Here is a 15,733-nt window from a genome sequence, read left to right on the forward strand (position 1 = left end):
CTAAATTTTCGCAATTTGTACCAGATTAGAATGTTGTGGATTACCTTTTGCTAATGGTGATGGACGTTGTGTAGTAAGCACATTGATACAACCGGAATGATCGATTCGATTGTTATCAGGGGCATACCAAGCACCTTCTCCTAATGCCACCACACCGGGGATAATTCTCGGGGTCACTTTAGCGTTAATATGTATCTCACCACGATCATTAAAAATACGAATTAAATCACCATTTTTAATGCCACGGGGTTGTGCATCAATTGGGTTCACCCAGATTTCTTGCGGATTAGCAGATTTCAAAATATCTACATTACCATAAGTGGAATGGGTTCGAGCCTTGTAATGAAATCCACTTAGTTGCAATGGATATTTTTCCATTAATGGATCACCATAATGTTCAAAGCTATCCACGTGAATAGGTAAAGGATGAATGACTTCATCTTTTGCCAACTTCCACGTTTGAGCGATTTCAGCAAGGCGTTCAGAATAAATTTCGATTTTTCCAGACGGTGTTTTTAATGGATTTTGTTCAGGATCTTCTCGAAAATCTTTATAGGCAATTTTAAAACCATTCGGATCGACTTTTTTGAAAATACCTTGTTGACGAAATTCTTCGAAAGTAGGCAATTCGGGGAGATTTTCCCGAGATTGTTGATAAAGATGTCTTAACCATTCTTCTTGTGTTCGCCCTTCAGTAAATTGCTGTTTAACGCCTAATTTCTCAGCCAGATCACTGAGCATATCGTAAATATTTCGACATTCAAAAGACGGCTTAACCACTTGATCTGCAAAAATAACGTAATTCATATTGGCGACAAAAGCATCTAAACAAAAATCCATTTGTTCTGACGTCATACAGTCTGGCAATAAAATATCACTATATTTAGCAGTAGATGTCATGTGATTATCAATGGTAATAATTAACTCACACTTGGATTCATCTTGTAAAATATCGTGCGTACGGTTAATTTGTGCATGTTGGTTAATTAAGCAGTTACTTGCATAATTCCAGATCACTTTGATCGGAGCAGACAATTTTTCTACGCCACGAATTCCATCCGTGGTAGCGGTCATTTCAGTTCCTCGTATGATTGCATCTGTCCACAAGAACATCGGGATACTCGCCTTAACAGGATTGGTTAAAGTTGGCATTCTCACAAATGGCACACCATAAGCACTTTCCCTTGCTCCGGTATTTCCACCACTAATCCCCACATTACCCGTTAAAATTGGCAACATGGCGATTGCTCGAGAAATTATTTCTCCATTGCTACGTCGTTGTGGTCCCCAACCTTGTGAGATATAAGCCGGTTTAGTTTGACCAATTTCACGAGCAAGTTTAACAATGCGATCCGCCGGAATTCCCGTAATTTTGGCTGCCCAATCAGGAGTTTTAGCAATACCGTCATCACTTTGCCCTAAAATATAGGCTTTGTAATGGCTATTAGGGGTGGCAGATTTAGGAAGTGTTTTCTCGTCATAGCCTACACAATATTTATCTAAGAAAGGCTGATCAACCATATTTTCAGTAATTAATACATAAGCCAAAGCAGAAACAAGTGCGGCATCCGTGCCGGGCCGAATTGGAATCCATTCATCTTCTCGTCCTGCCCCTGTATCGGTATAACGGGGATCAATAATAATCATCTTCGCTTTAGATTTTTCTCTGGCTTGTTCAATACAATAAGTTAAGCCTCCGCCACTCATACGAGTTTCACTCGGATTATTACCAAACAACACCACAAGTTTGGTATTTTCAATATCGGCTAACCCATTACCTAATGCCCAACCACCACCATAGGTATAATCTAATCCTACAGCAATTTGTGCCGTACTATAATCGCCATAATGATTTAAATAACCACCGATACAGTTCATTAAGCGAGCAATCAATGTCGAACCGGGAGGCCAAGACTTAGTTACGGTTCCCCCCAATGTGCCGGTACCATAATTTAAATAGATACTCTCGTTACCATATTCAGCAATATTTTTTTGTAAAGATTGAGCAATTTCAGTTAATGCTTGATCCCAAGAAATACGTTTAAATTTTCCTTCACCGCGTTTCCCTATACGTTTCATCGGATATTTTAATCGATCGGGATTATACACGCGTCTTCGCATTGAACGCCCACGTAAACAGGCTCTGACTTGATGATCTAAATTATAGGTCTCCGTACCGGTATTATCTGTTTCAACATAGGTAATTTGATTATCTTTAACATGCATACGCAAAGGGCAACGGCTACCGCAGTTTACCGTGCATGCGCTCCATACAATTTTTTCTTCACTTTGCGTAGATTGAACTTCTTTGGCTTGAGTAGTAAAAGGAATGGATAACCCACTGGTTGCTGCCAATGCAGTTAATCCGCTGGCTTTCACAAAATCACGCCGTTTTATTTGTGGCAAATTTTGCCCTGCTAATTTTGTTATGTCCATATTGTTTGTCCTAATAGATATAAAGGTAGATAAGTAAGATAAAAATAAAAAACGTTATAAAAAGTAACGTTATTCTAAATATGGCATAATAGAACAATAAATACTCTGATCCAGATCAAGAAAATCGTGATATTTTATAATCAAATCATAAAGTTAACCTTATTAATAATTGTTATCCTTTATGTGTTATTTCTTTGTTAAGTATTCTGTTAGTTTTAGTTAAAAGTGCGGTGTAAAATGTTAAAGATTTTTTTCTCTTTACCTAAATTTCGTTTTATCACTCAAATAATCTTGAAAAAAACCTTGTTTTTTTTCACCGCACTTTGCTTTATCATAATCACAACTTTTTTTAATTTTAAAATACGATGCGAATACCCAGAATTTATCACCCCGAACCCTTAGAAAACCAAACGACTTGTCAACTCAGCGAAGATGCTGCCAATCACGTTGGGCGAGTATTGCGTATGCAGGTTAGCGAAAAATTAGAGCTGTTTGATGGCTCAAATTATATTTATCCTGCTCAAATTACCGAAAGCAGTAAAAAAACGGTCAGTGTCGAAATTTTAGATCGTCAACTTGATAACCGAGAAAGCCCGTTAAAAATCCATTTAGGACAAGTGATTTCTCGTGGCGAGCGAATGGAATTTACTATTCAAAAATCCGTGGAATTGGGCGTGAATGTAATTACGCCACTTTGGTCAGAACGTTGTGGCGTAAAATTAGATGCAGAACGGATGGAGAAAAAAATTCAGCAATGGCAGAAAATTGCTATTGCGGCTTGTGAACAATGTGGGCGAAATGTGGTGCCTGAAATTCGTCCGATGATGAAGTTGCAAGATTGGTGTGCGGAGCAAGATGGCACGTTAAAGCTCAATTTGCACCCAAGAGCCAATTATTCCATTAAAACTTTGCCGCAAATTCCTGCGGCTGGTGTGCGGTTGTTGATTGGCTCGGAGGGCGGTTTGTCGCCACAAGAAATTCAGCAGACAAAACAACAAGGCTTTACCGACATTTTGCTTGGCAAGCGAGTATTACGCACCGAAACCGCCGCTTTAACGGCAATTACCGCATTACAAGTGTGTTTTGGTGATTTATAACCGTTTTATATTCATCAATTTTCCCGTATAATGCGGTGCAAATTTTCATTATTTTTTGAGATAACTTATGACAACAACATTTAACGTAAAAACATTCCAAGGGATGATTTTAGCCCTGCAAGATTACTGGGCGAAACAAGGGGCAACCATTGTACAGCCTTTTGATATGGAAGTGGGGGCAGGGACTTCTCACCCAATGACGGCACTGCGTGCTTTAGGACCTGAGCCAATGGCATTCGCTTATGTACAACCATCACGCCGTCCAACAGACGGTCGTTACGGCGAAAATCCAAACCGTTTGCAACATTATTATCAATTCCAAGTAGTCATCAAGCCGTCCCCTGATAATATTCAAGAACTCTATTTAGACAGCCTAAAAATGCTCGGTTTTGACCCAACGCAAAACGACATTCGTTTCGTGGAAGATAACTGGGAAAACCCAACCTTAGGGGCGTGGGGCTTAGGCTGGGAAGTGTGGTTGAATGGTATGGAAGTGACCCAATTTACCTATTTCCAACAAGTCGGCGGTTTAGAATGTCGTCCTGTCACAGGCGAAATCACCTACGGTTTAGAGCGTTTGGCGATGTATATTCAAGGCGTGGACTCTGTGTATGATTTGGTTTATTCAAACGGTCCGCTAGGCAAAACCACCTATGGCGATGTGTTCCACCAAAACGAAGTCGAGCAATCTACTTACAATTTTGAATACGCCGACACCGATTTCTTGTTCCAATGTTTCGATCACTACGAAAAAGAAGCCAAAGCCTTGTTAGAATTAGAAAAACCGTTACCATTGCCTGCTTACGAACGCATTTTAAAAGCCGCACATAGCTTTAATATGCTAGATGCGCGCAAAGCGATTTCGGTCACGGAACGTCAGCGTTATATTTTGCGTATTCGCACGCTGACTAAAGGCGTAGCGGAGGCTTATTATGCGAGTCGTGAAGCGTTAGGGTTTCCGGGGTGTAAGAAGTAGGTGATATTCGGAACACAGTGAGTCCCGAATTGTGCAATCACTGATTGCAAAATCTAAATAGAGAAACAAAATGCCGAATTTTCCACAAACCAACAATACACTATTTAGCCAAATTGCCGAGATTATTCATCAGGCAAAAAACCAAGTTCGCCAAACTGTCAACGTAGCGATGGTGCAATCTTATTGGCATATCGGGCGTTTGATTGTGGAAGATGAACAGCAGGGCGAAAGCCGTGCGGAGTACGGAAAATATGTACTCAAAGAGCTTTCTGAGCGTTTGACGGAAATGTTTGGTAAAGGCTTTGATGTGACGAATTTACGCAAAATGCGTCAATTTTTCTTAGCCTTTCCAATTCGAGACACACTGTGTCTCGAATTAAGTTGGTCGCATTATCGCCGTTTAATTCAAGTAGAAAATCAACAAGCACGCCTTTGGTATATGCGTGAAACCATTGAACAAAATTGGTCTGTTCGTGCCTTAGATCGCCAAATTTCTGTGCTATATTACGAGCGTTTACTAGCAAGCCAAAATAAAACACCAGTGATTACCGAAGCTGAACAGAAAACCGCAGAGCTAAAAGAAACCATCGAAGATTATCTGCGAGATCCTTATATTTTGGATTTCTTGAATTTGCAAGACGGCCGTTATCAAGAAAATGACGTTGAACAAGCGATCATCAACAATTTGCAACTGTTTTTGCTTGAACTGGGCAAAGGCTTTGCTTTTGTGGAACGCCAAAAACGGATTCGTTTCGATGATGAAGATTTTTACATTGATTTGGTGTTTTACAATTTCAAACTCAAATGCTTTTTGTTAATTGATTTAAAAATCGGCAAACTAAAACATCAAGACGTAGGGCAAATGGATACCTATGTTCGCTTATTTGATCAAGAAATTAAAGGGGCAGATGATAATCCAACTATCGGCTTAGTATTATGCAGTGAAAAAAGCGAAGCGGTGGCGAAGTATTCGGTGTTGGCAGATAGAAAACAATTATTTAGTGCGAAGTATTTGCCGTTTTTGCCAACGGAGAAAGAGTTGGAAGAGAGGATTACCAAGGCAAGATTGTCCACGCAGCGCGTGGATAATGTGTGAGTGATTAATTACATATTTGCAGACACTGTCTGCACAAAGTAAAATATACAAAAAATAAATTAAAGAGAAATAAAATAAATGACAACCCAAAACTTCCTAATAGAAATCGGCACTGAAGAGTTGCCACCGAAAGCATTAAAGACCCTTGCGACAGCTTTTGCGGAGAATTTCACCACCGAGCTGAATCAAGCAGGTTTAACATTTAGCAATTTACAATGGTTCGCAGCCCCGCGCCGTTTGTCGTTGAAAGTGGCGGATTTGGCGACCGAGCAGCCAAGTAAGCAAATTGAAAAACGAGGGCCTGCGGTAGCAGCGGCGTTTGATGCCAATGGTAATCCGACCAAAGCGGCTGAGGGCTGGGCGAGAGGTTGTGGTATTACCGTGGATCAAGCGGAGCGTGTGGCGACTGACAAAGGCGAATGGCTGGTACATCGTGCGGTGCAACAAGGTCAACCAACCAAAGCCTTGCTAAGCGATCTTGTGGCTAACGCACTGGCGAAATTGCCGATTCCAAAACCAATGCGTTGGGCGGATAAAACCGTGCAGTTTATCCGTCCCGTGCATACGGTAACGATGTTGCTCGGTTCGGAATTAATTGACGGCGAAATTCTTGGCGTAAAAAGCGGTCGCACCATTCGTGGACACCGTTTTTTAGGCGAGCGTGAATTTGACATTCAACACGCTGATGAGTATCCGCAAATCTTGGCGGAACGTGGTCAAGTGATTGCCGATTTCAATGAGCGTAAAGCGATTATTTTGGCAAAATCACAAGAAAAAGCGACCGCACTTGGTGGCGTAGCAGATATTGATGAAGATTTGTTAGATGAAGTGACTTCACTGGTGGAATATCCAAATGTATTAACCGCCAAATTTGAAGAGCGTTTCCTAGCCGTGCCTGCGGAAGCCTTGGTTTATACCATGAAAGGCGACCAAAAATATTTCCCAATTTACGACAAAAACGGCAAATTATTACCGCACTTTATTTTTGTTTCCAACATTAATCCAGCGGATCCAACGGCGATTATTGAAGGTAACGAAAAAGTGGTGCGTCCACGTTTGACGGATGCGGAATTTTTCTTCAAAACCGATTTAAAACAGCGTTTGGAAGATCGTTTACCACGTTTGGAAACCGTGTTGTTCCAACAACAACTGGGTACATTGCGTGATAAAACCGCTCGTATTGAGCAGTTGGCAGGTGAAATAGCCGCTCAAATTGGGGCGGATGTGGCAAAAGCCAAACGTGCGGGTCTTTTATCAAAATGCGATTTAATGACCAATATGGTGTTTGAATTTACCGACACGCAAGGCGTAATGGGGATGCACTATGCTCGTCACGATGGCGAAGATGAAGAAGTTGCTGTGGCGTTAAACGAACAATATATGCCACGTTTTGCTGGGGATAATTTGCCAAATTCCTTAGTGGCTTGTTCGGTGGCGTTGACGGATAAAATTGATACGCTAACAGGCATTTTCGGCATTGGACAAGCACCAAAAGGCAGTGCCGACCCATTTGCGTTACGCCGTGCGGCTCTTGGTTCATTGCGGATTATTGTAGAAAAAAATCTTCCGCTTGATTTAACCGATTTAGTGGAAAAATCTACCGCACTTTTTGGTGACAAATTGACCAACAAAAATGTGGTGAATGACGTTGTGGACTTTATGCTCGGTCGTTTCCGTGCGTGGTATCAAGACGAAGGTATTGCCGTGGACGAGATTCAAGCCGTTCTGGCTCGCCGTCCAACTCGTCCTGCGGATTTTGATGCCCGCGTTCGTGCCGTGTCGCATTTCCGCACATTAGATTCAGCGGAAGCCTTGGCAGCTGCCAATAAACGGGTGAGCAATATTCTGGCTAAAGCGGATATTGAAATTGGCAATATCGATCTTTCTGCCTGCGTTGAACCTGCGGAAAAAACCTTAGCAGACAATGTGGTAGCCTTGCAACAAGCAGTACAACCATTAATTGCCAAAGGTGATTACAGTGCGGTGTTAGACGAATTAGCTAACTTACGCCAGCCAGTGGATAATTTCTTTGATAACGTGATGGTGAATGCGGATGATCAAAAACTTCGCCAAAACCGTTTAGCTATTTTGAAAGCGTTACAAGATTTATTCTTGCAAGTGGCGGATATTTCCGTTTTGCAATAATGGTAAATAGATAACAAAAAGGCTTGCGATTGCAAGCCTTTGTTTTGGTTTCAATTATCTTTCCGCCATTAATGCCTCAATTTCATCAATTTCTTTTGGCACAGCAGAAGTAAAGATTTTATTCCCTGTTTCGGTAATTAAAATATTATCTTCAATACGTACGCCGATACCTTTATATTGCTCTGGTACATCAGATTTTGACGAAATATATAAGCCTGGTTCAACCGTTAACACCATGCCAGGTTGTAACGTGCGGTCTCTGATTTTGGAATTTCTATCCACATTGTGTGTGCCGTTGCTATAACTGCCGACATCATGCACATCTAACCCTAACCAATGCCCTAAGCCGTGCATATAAAATTCTTTGTAAGCCTGATTGGCAATGAGTTCGTCCACGTTGCCTTTTAAAATACCTAAACGGACTAAACCCTCGGTTTTAATTCGCACCACTTCATCATTGGCTTGTTGAATAGAATTGCCTGCTACTAAGATTTCAAGCGCCCGTTTTTGAGCTTTTAGCACGATCTCATAAATTTCCCGTTGTGCTGGGCTAAATTTGCCATTGATTGGGAATGTTCTGGTAATATCGCCTGCATACATGGCAAACTCACAGCCTGCATCAATGAGCAATAAATCACCATCTTTAAGTGGGTGATCGTTTTCAACGTAGTGCAAAATACAGGCGTTTTCGCCACCACCGATAATACTATTATAAGATGCCCCTCTCGCCCCAAAGCGACTAAATTCATGCAATATTTCACCTTCAATTTCATATTCAAAACGATTGGCACGGGCTTCTTTCATGGCACGAATATGGGCGAGTGCAGTGATTTGTCCTGCTTGTTGCATAATGCGAATTTCATTTTCAGATTTGAATAAACGCATTTCATCTAATATTGGTTGTAATGGGGTAAATTCTGTTACGCTTAATTCAGGCAGTAAATTTTGCATAAACGTATCGTCAGCGGAGCGACCATCTAATCCTTGTAAAAAATAAACGGTTTTGGCACCAGATAATAAGCTAAGTAGCTGTTGTTTCAATTCACTGATATTAAACGCCCGATCGATTTGTAAGGCTTGCGGTGCTTTTTCAAGACCTAATCGTCTGCCGTCCCAAGTTTCTCGTTCAGGATCAGACGGACGGAGAAAAAGTGCGGTAGAAAATTGCTGATTTTTTTTACTTAACACTAAAACCGCATCAGGTTCATTAAATCCGGTGAGATACCAAAAATAGCTATCTTGACGGAATGGATAAGTGCAATGGCTATTACGAAATACTTCTTTTGATGAAAAAATCACCGCACTTGAATCATCTTCCATTTTTGCAAATAAGGTTGCACGGCGTTGAATAAATTCTTCTTTGGGAATGGCGTGCATATAGGCTAAATCCATCATTTTCCTCCTAGTGAATCGTGGGTTTGGTTTTCTCAAACGGACGAAAATGCGTATAAAACAAAGCAGCAATCGTCCGAACATATTCAATAATTTCTTCTAAGGCTTCGGCTAATTCTTCCGGATCATCTTGTTCATCATAGCCTAATTGGCAGATGTCATGCAAATCATCAATGGCCTCACCAATTTCGCCTTTTTCTTTGTCTAATTGGGTTTGCACCAAACCTAAGCCCAATAAAAAGTGATTTGCCCATTCGCATAGGGCATCAGCTTGGGCAAAAATATCCGCGTCTTCGTCTGGCAATAATAATTCAAAATTAAAACCGTCAATATCGCTTAAAGTGCGGTTAATTTTGGCATAGATTTCGGTGACGTCATTTAATAAGGCGGTAGGATAGGCGTGATTATCGTTGGTAAATTGATAAAGCAAGGGTTGCCAACTTTGATCATCTAATCCACCACAAATCAGCCCACTGAGAAATCCGTGCAATTCGGCAGCAGACAGGGCGATACTGGCAGATTTAAGTTTTTGGTTCAGTTGAAAATAGTCGATCATATTTTTCCCCTTTAATGAATATCCGTTAATTCTAACAGATTATTCATGACATAAAATCTTTCTCTGTGGCATAATAACGAAAAATTCAACGAATGGTGAAAATATGGCATTAAAAAAGATTGAATTAAATTTTTTGGGGCAAGTTTATTTACTCAATGTTCCGGAAGAACAGCATGATGAGTTACGTGAAGCGGCTAGACTGCTAGATTTACGAGTCACAGAAATGAAAGAACGTATGCAAACGGTAAAAGTAGATCGTGCGGTAAATGTGGTTGCACTAAATTTAAGTTTTGAATTATTACAAGAAAAGCACAAAAATGCCTTAATGGAAAAAGTGTTACAAGATCAAATTCAGCAATTATCGGCATCCTTAGAAAATATTCTGACGAGGACAACAAATCAACAACCGGCATATGAAATTCAATAAATGGGGTGTTTTGTTAAAATAAATGCTAGTTAATTTTACTGATTTGCGTTAGTATAAAGACTCTAAAGATTACCTGAGATGTTCGCCAAAGGGTTACGTCCCTGAGCCGATACTTACATACTTCGAGTTGGTTCTCTATGTTGTTGGTGTGCAGGCTTAGTTTACCTAAGAAGCCTAAAAATGACTATAACTGACTCCCTTGAACCGTCGGGTTCAAGGACCGACCACCCGCAACGGCATCTCGGGGCTTTCTTGAAATTCATTTCATCAATACCTATGCAAAACGTTACACAAGATATTACTCAACTTCGCCACAATATACGTCAACAAGTCCGCAAAATTCGACAAAATTTAACCGCACTTGAACAAGCCCAAGCGGAACAAAATATCACGCAACAAGCCCTTGCTTTAATTGAACAACACCAAGCTAACAAGATTGCTCTCTATCTTGCTTTTGACGGTGAAATTTCTACCCAATTATTGATAGAAAACCTGTGGCAACAAGGCAAAAAAGTTTATTTGCCCGTGCTACACCCGTTTTGTGCAGGACATTTATTATTCTTACAACATCGCCCCGATACGGCGTTAATTAAAAATAAATTCGGTATTTCTGAACCGCAGTTAAACGTACAAAATGTATTGCCAACAGAACAACTTGATATGATTTTTACCCCATTGGTTGCTTTCGACCAACAGGGTAATCGTTTAGGTATGGGAGGTGGATTTTACGACCGCACATTGCAAGATTGGCAACAGAAATCGTTTATTCCTATCGGGTTAGCACATCAATGCCAACAAATAGAAAAATTACCTGTGGAAAGCTGGGATATACCGTTATTTAGAATTTTGGTGGGTTAACCTAATCTTTGTCTTACAATCTCAAATAAACAAACTCCCGTGGCAACGGAAACATTCAATGATGACACCGATCCAGCCATTGGAATACTAATTAATTGATCGCAACATTCACGGGTCAACCGCCGCATACCCTCGCCCTCGGCTCCCATCACCAAAGCAATAGCACCCGTTAATTTACTTTGATAAAGCGTTTCGGTTGCTTCACCCGCCGTACCTACCACCCAAATATTGTGATGTTGTTGCAATTCACGCAAGGTACGAGCTAAATTTGTTACCCGAACTAACGGCATCGTTTCCGCCGCACCACAAGCCACTTTACGAGCCACTGAAGTTAATTGAGCTGATTTATCTTTCGGCACGATCACCGCATCAACCCCAGCCGCATCGGCTGTACGCAAACAAGCCCCCAAATTATGCGGATCGGTCACACCGTCCAACACCAATAAAAACGGATTTTGCTTATGTTGCAAAATCTGATCAAGATCGTTTTCATTTAATTCTTTTGCGACTTGCACTCGAGCAATAATCCCCTGATGCACTTCGCCTTGAGCCTTGTTATCTAAACTTTGGCGATTTAAAAATTGGACGCTAATACCCAATTTATGTAATTCGTTAAGTAAAGGTTGCAAGCGTTTATCCTCACGCCCCTTTAACACCAAGACTTCAATAATACGTTCGGGCGTACGCTCTAAAAAAGCACTTACGGCATGAATACCGTAGATTTGTTCTGACATGTTTTACCTTTTGAATGAATGTTATCTTATATAATCTTGTTTTATGCTTTCTTATTCAAAGAATCAATAGTACCAGAAAGATGAATCACTGGATTATCTGAAAAGCGATATTTATCTATCCCTATTTCAAAATCATTATTGGCACCATTGAATAACATCTGTTTGGTATGTTCCAGATGTTGCCACATTGCTATTTTGGCTGCATCAGGATCCTTATTCATTAGCGCTCTTAATATTTTGTCGTGGTCATCACACCAACTATCAATAGAGCGAGCATCAATATGCTCATGTAATTTGAGCCAATAAGGATTAAGCACCCTTTGCCGCCACATTTCTTGAACAATAGTAATCAAAGCACTGTTTCGAGTAATTTGTGCTACTTTAGTATGAAATTTTAAATCCCATTCTGAATCACGAAAATGATCTTCTTGTCTAGCATTTTTTTGAATTTCCATAATATCAATAATATCTTCTTTGGTTACTTGAGATGCAGCAAATTCAGCAACGATACTTTCAATTAATTGACGGGCTTGTAATAGTTCAAAAGGACCGCAATCGGAAAATTCCAGTCCACGATTTTCATCAGATTGGGTAAAATTTTTGGGTGTCGATGATATAACATGAATACCGGAACCTTTCTTAACTTCAACAAAACCTTCCACTTCAAGCATAATTATCGCTTCTCTTACCACCGTGCGACTGACATTCATTTCTTCCGAAATAAATCTTTCAGCAGGTAATTTCTCTCCGACTTTATAAAACCCATTAATAATCTTCTGTTTAAGATCTTGAGCTAGTTGTTGATAAAGACGCTGATTATCCATTAATTTCATATTGGTATTACTTCTATTGGAAACATATATGCTAGATTATAGCACAAATTTGCTATGATGAGAGATAGGAAAAGAAATAGTTGCTACCACGACTAATGTGGCAACAACTATTTTAAATTATAAACCCAATAAATTAGGTAAGAATAATGATAACTGCGGAATATAAGTGACTAAAAACAATGTAACAAGTAACACCACAAAGAATGGTAACATAGGCTTAATTAGGTCTTGTAATTTAACGCCAGATACAGAACATCCTACAAATAATGCACTTCCCACTGGTGGTGTACACAACCCAATACACAAGTTAAAAATCATCATAATACCAAAATGAATTGGACTCATCCCTAAATTTGTCACAATCGGAAGAAAAATAGGGGTGAAAATCAACACAGCGGGCGTCATATCCATAAAAATACCAATAACTAATAAAAGTACATTAATAATCAGTAAGATAACAATTAAGTTATCTGATACACTCATTAATAATTCATTTACCATATATGGAATATCCGCATTAGTCATCGCCCAAGACATTGCTACGGAAACCCCGATTAAGAATAACACAATTGAAGTGGTAATAACTGATTCTAAGATGATTTTAGGTAGCTGAGAAAACTTAATTTCACGATAAATAAGAACAGATAAAACAAAAGTATAAACAACCGCAATAGCAGAGGCTTCTGTAGCGGTAAAAACGCCCGCTAATATCCCTCCAATCACAACCACTACCATTAATAAACTAGGGATAGCATCTAAAGTATATTTAATAATTAATGATAGTGTTGGTTTTTCTGAAATGGGGTATTTTCGTTTTTTAGCAATAAAGAAATTGACAGCCATAATACCAAGTCCCATTAACGTACCTGGTACATAACCTGCCATAAAAAGCGTGGCTACTGAAATACCGCCGGCCGTTAAGGCATACACAATCATGACATTTGATGGAGGAATTAACAATCCGGTTATACAGGATGTGACATTAATTGCGGCAGAATAACTAGGATCATAGCCCGCTTTCTTTTGTAACGGTGACATCGTTCCACCTACCGCAGCCGCTGCGGCAACAGCAGACCCTGAAATTGAGCCAAACATCATATTAGCCAATACATTAACATGCCCTAAGGAACCGGGAATCCGCCCAACAAGTACTTGAGAGAAGTTAATCAATCTTGTGGCAATTCCACCACTATTCATTAATGATCCAGCAAGAATAAAAAAAGGAATTGCAAGTAATGAGAAACTATCTAAGCCGGTGGCTATTTTCTGTCCTGAAACAATCATCGTGGTATTTAATGGGAGCATAAATCCCCCTGAAATTAAGGTTGAAATACCGATAGAAAAAGAGATAGGCACCCCTAAAAAGACTAATAAAAAGAAAGAGGTAAACATTACAAGCGGAATAAACCATTCCCATGATAGTAACCATTCCATTATTTGTTCTCCTTAAGCAGAAAAATATTTTGGATGAGAAATAAAACACTATAAAAAACCATCAGAATACCACTTAAAGGTAATGCAATATAAACATAAGCCATTGGAATTTGCATTGATGGGGATATTTGTCCTGTGGCATAAACATTAGCAACTAAAGTTGCACCACCAAATACCAGAACAGACAAAGAAAAAATACAGATACAAATATTAATAAATATATTACTCATTGCTTTCTTTTTAACTGATAGATTATGAGTAAATAAATCAATGGACAGATGCTTTTGCAATCCAACGGTATAAGACGCGCCGAGTAATCCGACCCAAATCATACTAAATCTTGCCACTTCATCTGTTACAGTACTTGGCATTTTCAATACATAACGACTAAAGACCTGCCAAGTAACACAAATAACCAATAAAATCATCACAATAATTGAAAAAGTTGAGATAAATTTATCGATCGGTTTTTTTATTTTTTCCAATAACATTGGAATGCCTCCAACTATAATTATGAAATAAAGTCCGATCTATAAATAGATCGGACTATTCCTTATTTATTTCCTTGAGATTTGATGGATTCAATAATTTTAGCTAAATTAGGATCTTTGGCAAAATCCTCATAAAGTGGTTGCAAAGCATCTCGGAATGGTTTTTTATCAACCTGTATAAAGGTTGTTCCGGTTTTTTCTGCTTCAGCACGGGATCTTGCCACTTCTTCATCCCATAATTTTTGTTGATACTCCTCAGAATGTTTCGCTGCTTCTTGCAAAATTTTACGCTGATTATCATCTAATTTATTCCACGTTTTACTAGAAACAATTAAATAATCAGGAACACTGGTATGTTGATCTTCAATATAATATTTTGCAACTTCTGAATGTCTTGTTTGATTATATGAAGGAATATTATTTTCAGCACCATCAATCACACCTTGTTGCAACGCGGTATAAACTTCACCGAATGGAATTGGGGCAGGAGAGCCATTTAATAATTCAATTAATTTATTGGTAGTTGGGGTGGAAACTACGCGAATTTTCATGCCTTTCATATCAGCTGGAGAATGAATAGGTTTTTTCGCATAAAAACTTCGTGTACCAGCAACATAAGATGCGATAACATTAAAGCCACTATTTTGAGTTTTATCTGTAATCTCTTTTCCAACAGGTCCGAACAATACTTTCTTAAAGTGTTCTTCATCATCAAAAAGATATGGACAACTAAATACGGCGAATTCCTTAACAAAGGATTCCATTTCACTTGCGCTCGCTTTCGTCATATCTAAAGCATCATTCTGAATGAGTTCAATCGTTTCTCTAGGTCCGCCCATTTGACCACTTGGGTAAATACGAATATTTAAATCACCATTTGATTTTTCTTGAACTTCTTTCGCCATTTGTGCCAACGCTTGATGCACGACATGCGATTGCTCAAGGTTATGAGCAAGTTTTAAGGTCACTTTAGCCATTGCATTGGTGGATAATAGAACAGGCATTGCCACACATAGACTAGACAAAATAAATTTTTTTAGTTTCATAATCGTCTCCAATCATTAAGTTATAGAATTATTCCCATTGAAAACAGGATATTAGCAATGTTGTTAAGGAGATAATCACCCAATTCCATCCTTATAACCTATTTCCCATGCCCGTATAGTAACACATAAAATTTATAGTTATCATACAAATTTTCAGAAATGTGATCTATGTCACAAAAAATAAGTTTATTTTTCTTTAAATTGGTATAATA

General features: G+C 39.2%; 14 protein-coding genes and 1 other RNA gene. 7 read left to right on the forward strand and 8 right to left on the reverse strand.

The window, feature by feature from the left end; genetic code table 11:
- Positions 1-2,436, reverse strand: coding sequence for a DMSO/selenate family reductase complex A subunit (locus O1Q79_RS07575; RefSeq protein ID WP_386691448.1), 2,436 nt, complete (start codon positions 2,434-2,436; stop codon positions 1-3).
- A gap of 365 nt (positions 2,437-2,801) precedes the next feature.
- Here O1Q79_RS07575 and rsmE point away from each other — a divergent pair, with 365 nt between their 5' ends.
- From rsmE to glyS, 4 genes are all read left to right on the forward strand, one after another.
- Positions 2,802-3,533, forward strand: coding sequence for a 16S rRNA (uracil(1498)-N(3))-methyltransferase (gene rsmE, locus O1Q79_RS07580; RefSeq protein WP_386691450.1), 732 nt, complete (start codon positions 2,802-2,804; stop codon positions 3,531-3,533).
- A gap of 67 nt (positions 3,534-3,600) precedes the next feature.
- Positions 3,601-4,509: a glycine--tRNA ligase subunit alpha gene (glyQ, locus tag O1Q79_RS07585; RefSeq protein WP_386691452.1), complete on the forward strand. Its 909-nt coding sequence runs from the start codon at positions 3,601-3,603 to the stop codon at positions 4,507-4,509.
- Between the two features lie 70 nt (positions 4,510-4,579).
- Positions 4,580-5,605 (forward strand): YhcG family protein, encoded by a 1,026-nt coding sequence (locus tag O1Q79_RS07590; protein WP_386691454.1) that lies wholly within the window; start codon positions 4,580-4,582, stop codon positions 5,603-5,605.
- 78 nt (positions 5,606-5,683) lie between these two features.
- Positions 5,684-7,750: a glycine--tRNA ligase subunit beta gene (gene glyS / locus O1Q79_RS07595; RefSeq protein ID WP_386691456.1), complete on the forward strand. Its 2,067-nt coding sequence runs from the start codon at positions 5,684-5,686 to the stop codon at positions 7,748-7,750.
- Between the two features lie 54 nt (positions 7,751-7,804).
- Here glyS and pepP read toward each other — a convergent pair whose 3' ends face one another.
- Together pepP and O1Q79_RS07605 are read right to left on the reverse strand one after the other, a co-directional pair.
- Entirely contained in the window at positions 7,805-9,142 is a 1,338-nt protein-coding gene (gene pepP / locus O1Q79_RS07600) for a Xaa-Pro aminopeptidase (RefSeq protein WP_386693370.1), read from the reverse strand.
- A gap of 10 nt (positions 9,143-9,152) precedes the next feature.
- Complete coding sequence (locus O1Q79_RS07605; protein ID WP_386691458.1) at positions 9,153-9,698, reverse strand: YecA family protein; 546 nt, start codon at positions 9,696-9,698, stop codon at positions 9,153-9,155.
- A 103-nt stretch (positions 9,699-9,801) separates the two neighbouring features.
- Between O1Q79_RS07605 and O1Q79_RS07610 the strand changes: the two genes are divergently transcribed.
- The 3 genes from O1Q79_RS07610 (at position 9,802) to O1Q79_RS07620 (ending at position 10,983) form a co-directional block, all read left to right on the forward strand.
- Positions 9,802-10,125, forward strand: coding sequence for a cell division protein ZapA (locus O1Q79_RS07610; protein ID WP_132302576.1), 324 nt, complete (start codon positions 9,802-9,804; stop codon positions 10,123-10,125).
- Between the two features lie 67 nt (positions 10,126-10,192).
- A non-coding RNA gene (gene ssrS, locus O1Q79_RS07615) (6S RNA) lies at positions 10,193-10,377 on the forward strand.
- A 24-nt stretch (positions 10,378-10,401) separates the two neighbouring features.
- Entirely contained in the window at positions 10,402-10,983 is a 582-nt protein-coding gene (locus tag O1Q79_RS07620) for a 5-formyltetrahydrofolate cyclo-ligase (protein WP_386691460.1), read from the forward strand.
- Here the strand turns inward: O1Q79_RS07620 and rlmB are convergent.
- The 5 genes from rlmB to O1Q79_RS07645 all read right to left on the reverse strand — a co-directional run bounded on the left by rlmB (position 10,980) and on the right by O1Q79_RS07645 (position 15,521).
- Positions 10,980-11,717, reverse strand: a complete 738-nt coding sequence (gene rlmB, locus O1Q79_RS07625) for a 23S rRNA (guanosine(2251)-2'-O)-methyltransferase RlmB (RefSeq protein ID WP_386691462.1) — start codon at positions 11,715-11,717, stop codon at positions 10,980-10,982. The genes O1Q79_RS07620 and rlmB overlap by 4 nt on opposite strands.
- A 41-nt stretch (positions 11,718-11,758) precedes the next feature.
- Positions 11,759-12,550, reverse strand: a complete 792-nt coding sequence (gene exuR / locus O1Q79_RS07630; protein WP_132300082.1) for a transcriptional regulator ExuR — start codon at positions 12,548-12,550, stop codon at positions 11,759-11,761.
- Between the two features lie 117 nt (positions 12,551-12,667).
- Positions 12,668-13,984 (reverse strand): TRAP transporter large permease, encoded by a 1,317-nt coding sequence (locus tag O1Q79_RS07635; protein WP_132300080.1) that lies wholly within the window; start codon positions 13,982-13,984, stop codon positions 12,668-12,670.
- Entirely contained in the window at positions 13,984-14,475 is a 492-nt protein-coding gene (locus tag O1Q79_RS07640; RefSeq protein ID WP_132300078.1) for a TRAP transporter small permease, read from the reverse strand. The genes O1Q79_RS07635 and O1Q79_RS07640 overlap by 1 nt, the downstream gene beginning before the upstream one ends.
- Positions 14,476-14,537: 62 nt before the next feature.
- Complete coding sequence (locus O1Q79_RS07645; protein WP_386691466.1) at positions 14,538-15,521, reverse strand: TRAP transporter substrate-binding protein; 984 nt, start codon at positions 15,519-15,521, stop codon at positions 14,538-14,540.
- Positions 15,522-15,733 lie beyond the last annotated feature (212 nt).

Source organism: Lonepinella sp. MS14434 (genome assembly GCF_042468235.1).
Taxonomy (GTDB): domain Bacteria; phylum Pseudomonadota; class Gammaproteobacteria; order Enterobacterales; family Pasteurellaceae; genus Lonepinella.

Excerpts from the sequence above, each read along its gene's own strand:
- O1Q79_RS07575 (WP_386691448.1), bottom strand. The coding sequence starts at position 2,436 with ATGGACATAACAAAATTAGCAGGGCAAAATTTGCCACAAATAAAACGG.
- rsmE (WP_386691450.1), top strand. The coding sequence starts at position 2,802 with ATGCGAATACCCAGAATTTATCACCCCGAACCCTTAGAAAACCAAACG.
- glyQ (WP_386691452.1), top strand. The coding sequence starts at position 3,601 with ATGACAACAACATTTAACGTAAAAACATTCCAAGGGATGATTTTAGCC.
- O1Q79_RS07590 (WP_386691454.1), top strand. The coding sequence starts at position 4,580 with ATGCCGAATTTTCCACAAACCAACAATACACTATTTAGCCAAATTGCC.
- glyS (WP_386691456.1), top strand. The coding sequence starts at position 5,684 with ATGACAACCCAAAACTTCCTAATAGAAATCGGCACTGAAGAGTTGCCA.
- pepP (WP_386693370.1), bottom strand. The coding sequence starts at position 9,142 with ATGGATTTAGCCTATATGCACGCCATTCCCAAAGAAGAATTTATTCAA.
- O1Q79_RS07605 (WP_386691458.1), bottom strand. The coding sequence starts at position 9,698 with ATGATCGACTATTTTCAACTGAACCAAAAACTTAAATCTGCCAGTATC.
- O1Q79_RS07610 (WP_132302576.1), top strand. The coding sequence starts at position 9,802 with ATGGCATTAAAAAAGATTGAATTAAATTTTTTGGGGCAAGTTTATTTA.
- O1Q79_RS07620 (WP_386691460.1), top strand. The coding sequence starts at position 10,402 with ATGCAAAACGTTACACAAGATATTACTCAACTTCGCCACAATATACGT.
- rlmB (WP_386691462.1), bottom strand. The coding sequence starts at position 11,717 with ATGTCAGAACAAATCTACGGTATTCATGCCGTAAGTGCTTTTTTAGAG.
- exuR (WP_132300082.1), bottom strand. The coding sequence starts at position 12,550 with ATGAAATTAATGGATAATCAGCGTCTTTATCAACAACTAGCTCAAGAT.
- O1Q79_RS07635 (WP_132300080.1), bottom strand. The coding sequence starts at position 13,984 with ATGGAATGGTTACTATCATGGGAATGGTTTATTCCGCTTGTAATGTTT.
- O1Q79_RS07640 (WP_132300078.1), bottom strand. The coding sequence starts at position 14,475 with ATGTTATTGGAAAAAATAAAAAAACCGATCGATAAATTTATCTCAACT.
- O1Q79_RS07645 (WP_386691466.1), bottom strand. The coding sequence starts at position 15,521 with ATGAAACTAAAAAAATTTATTTTGTCTAGTCTATGTGTGGCAATGCCT.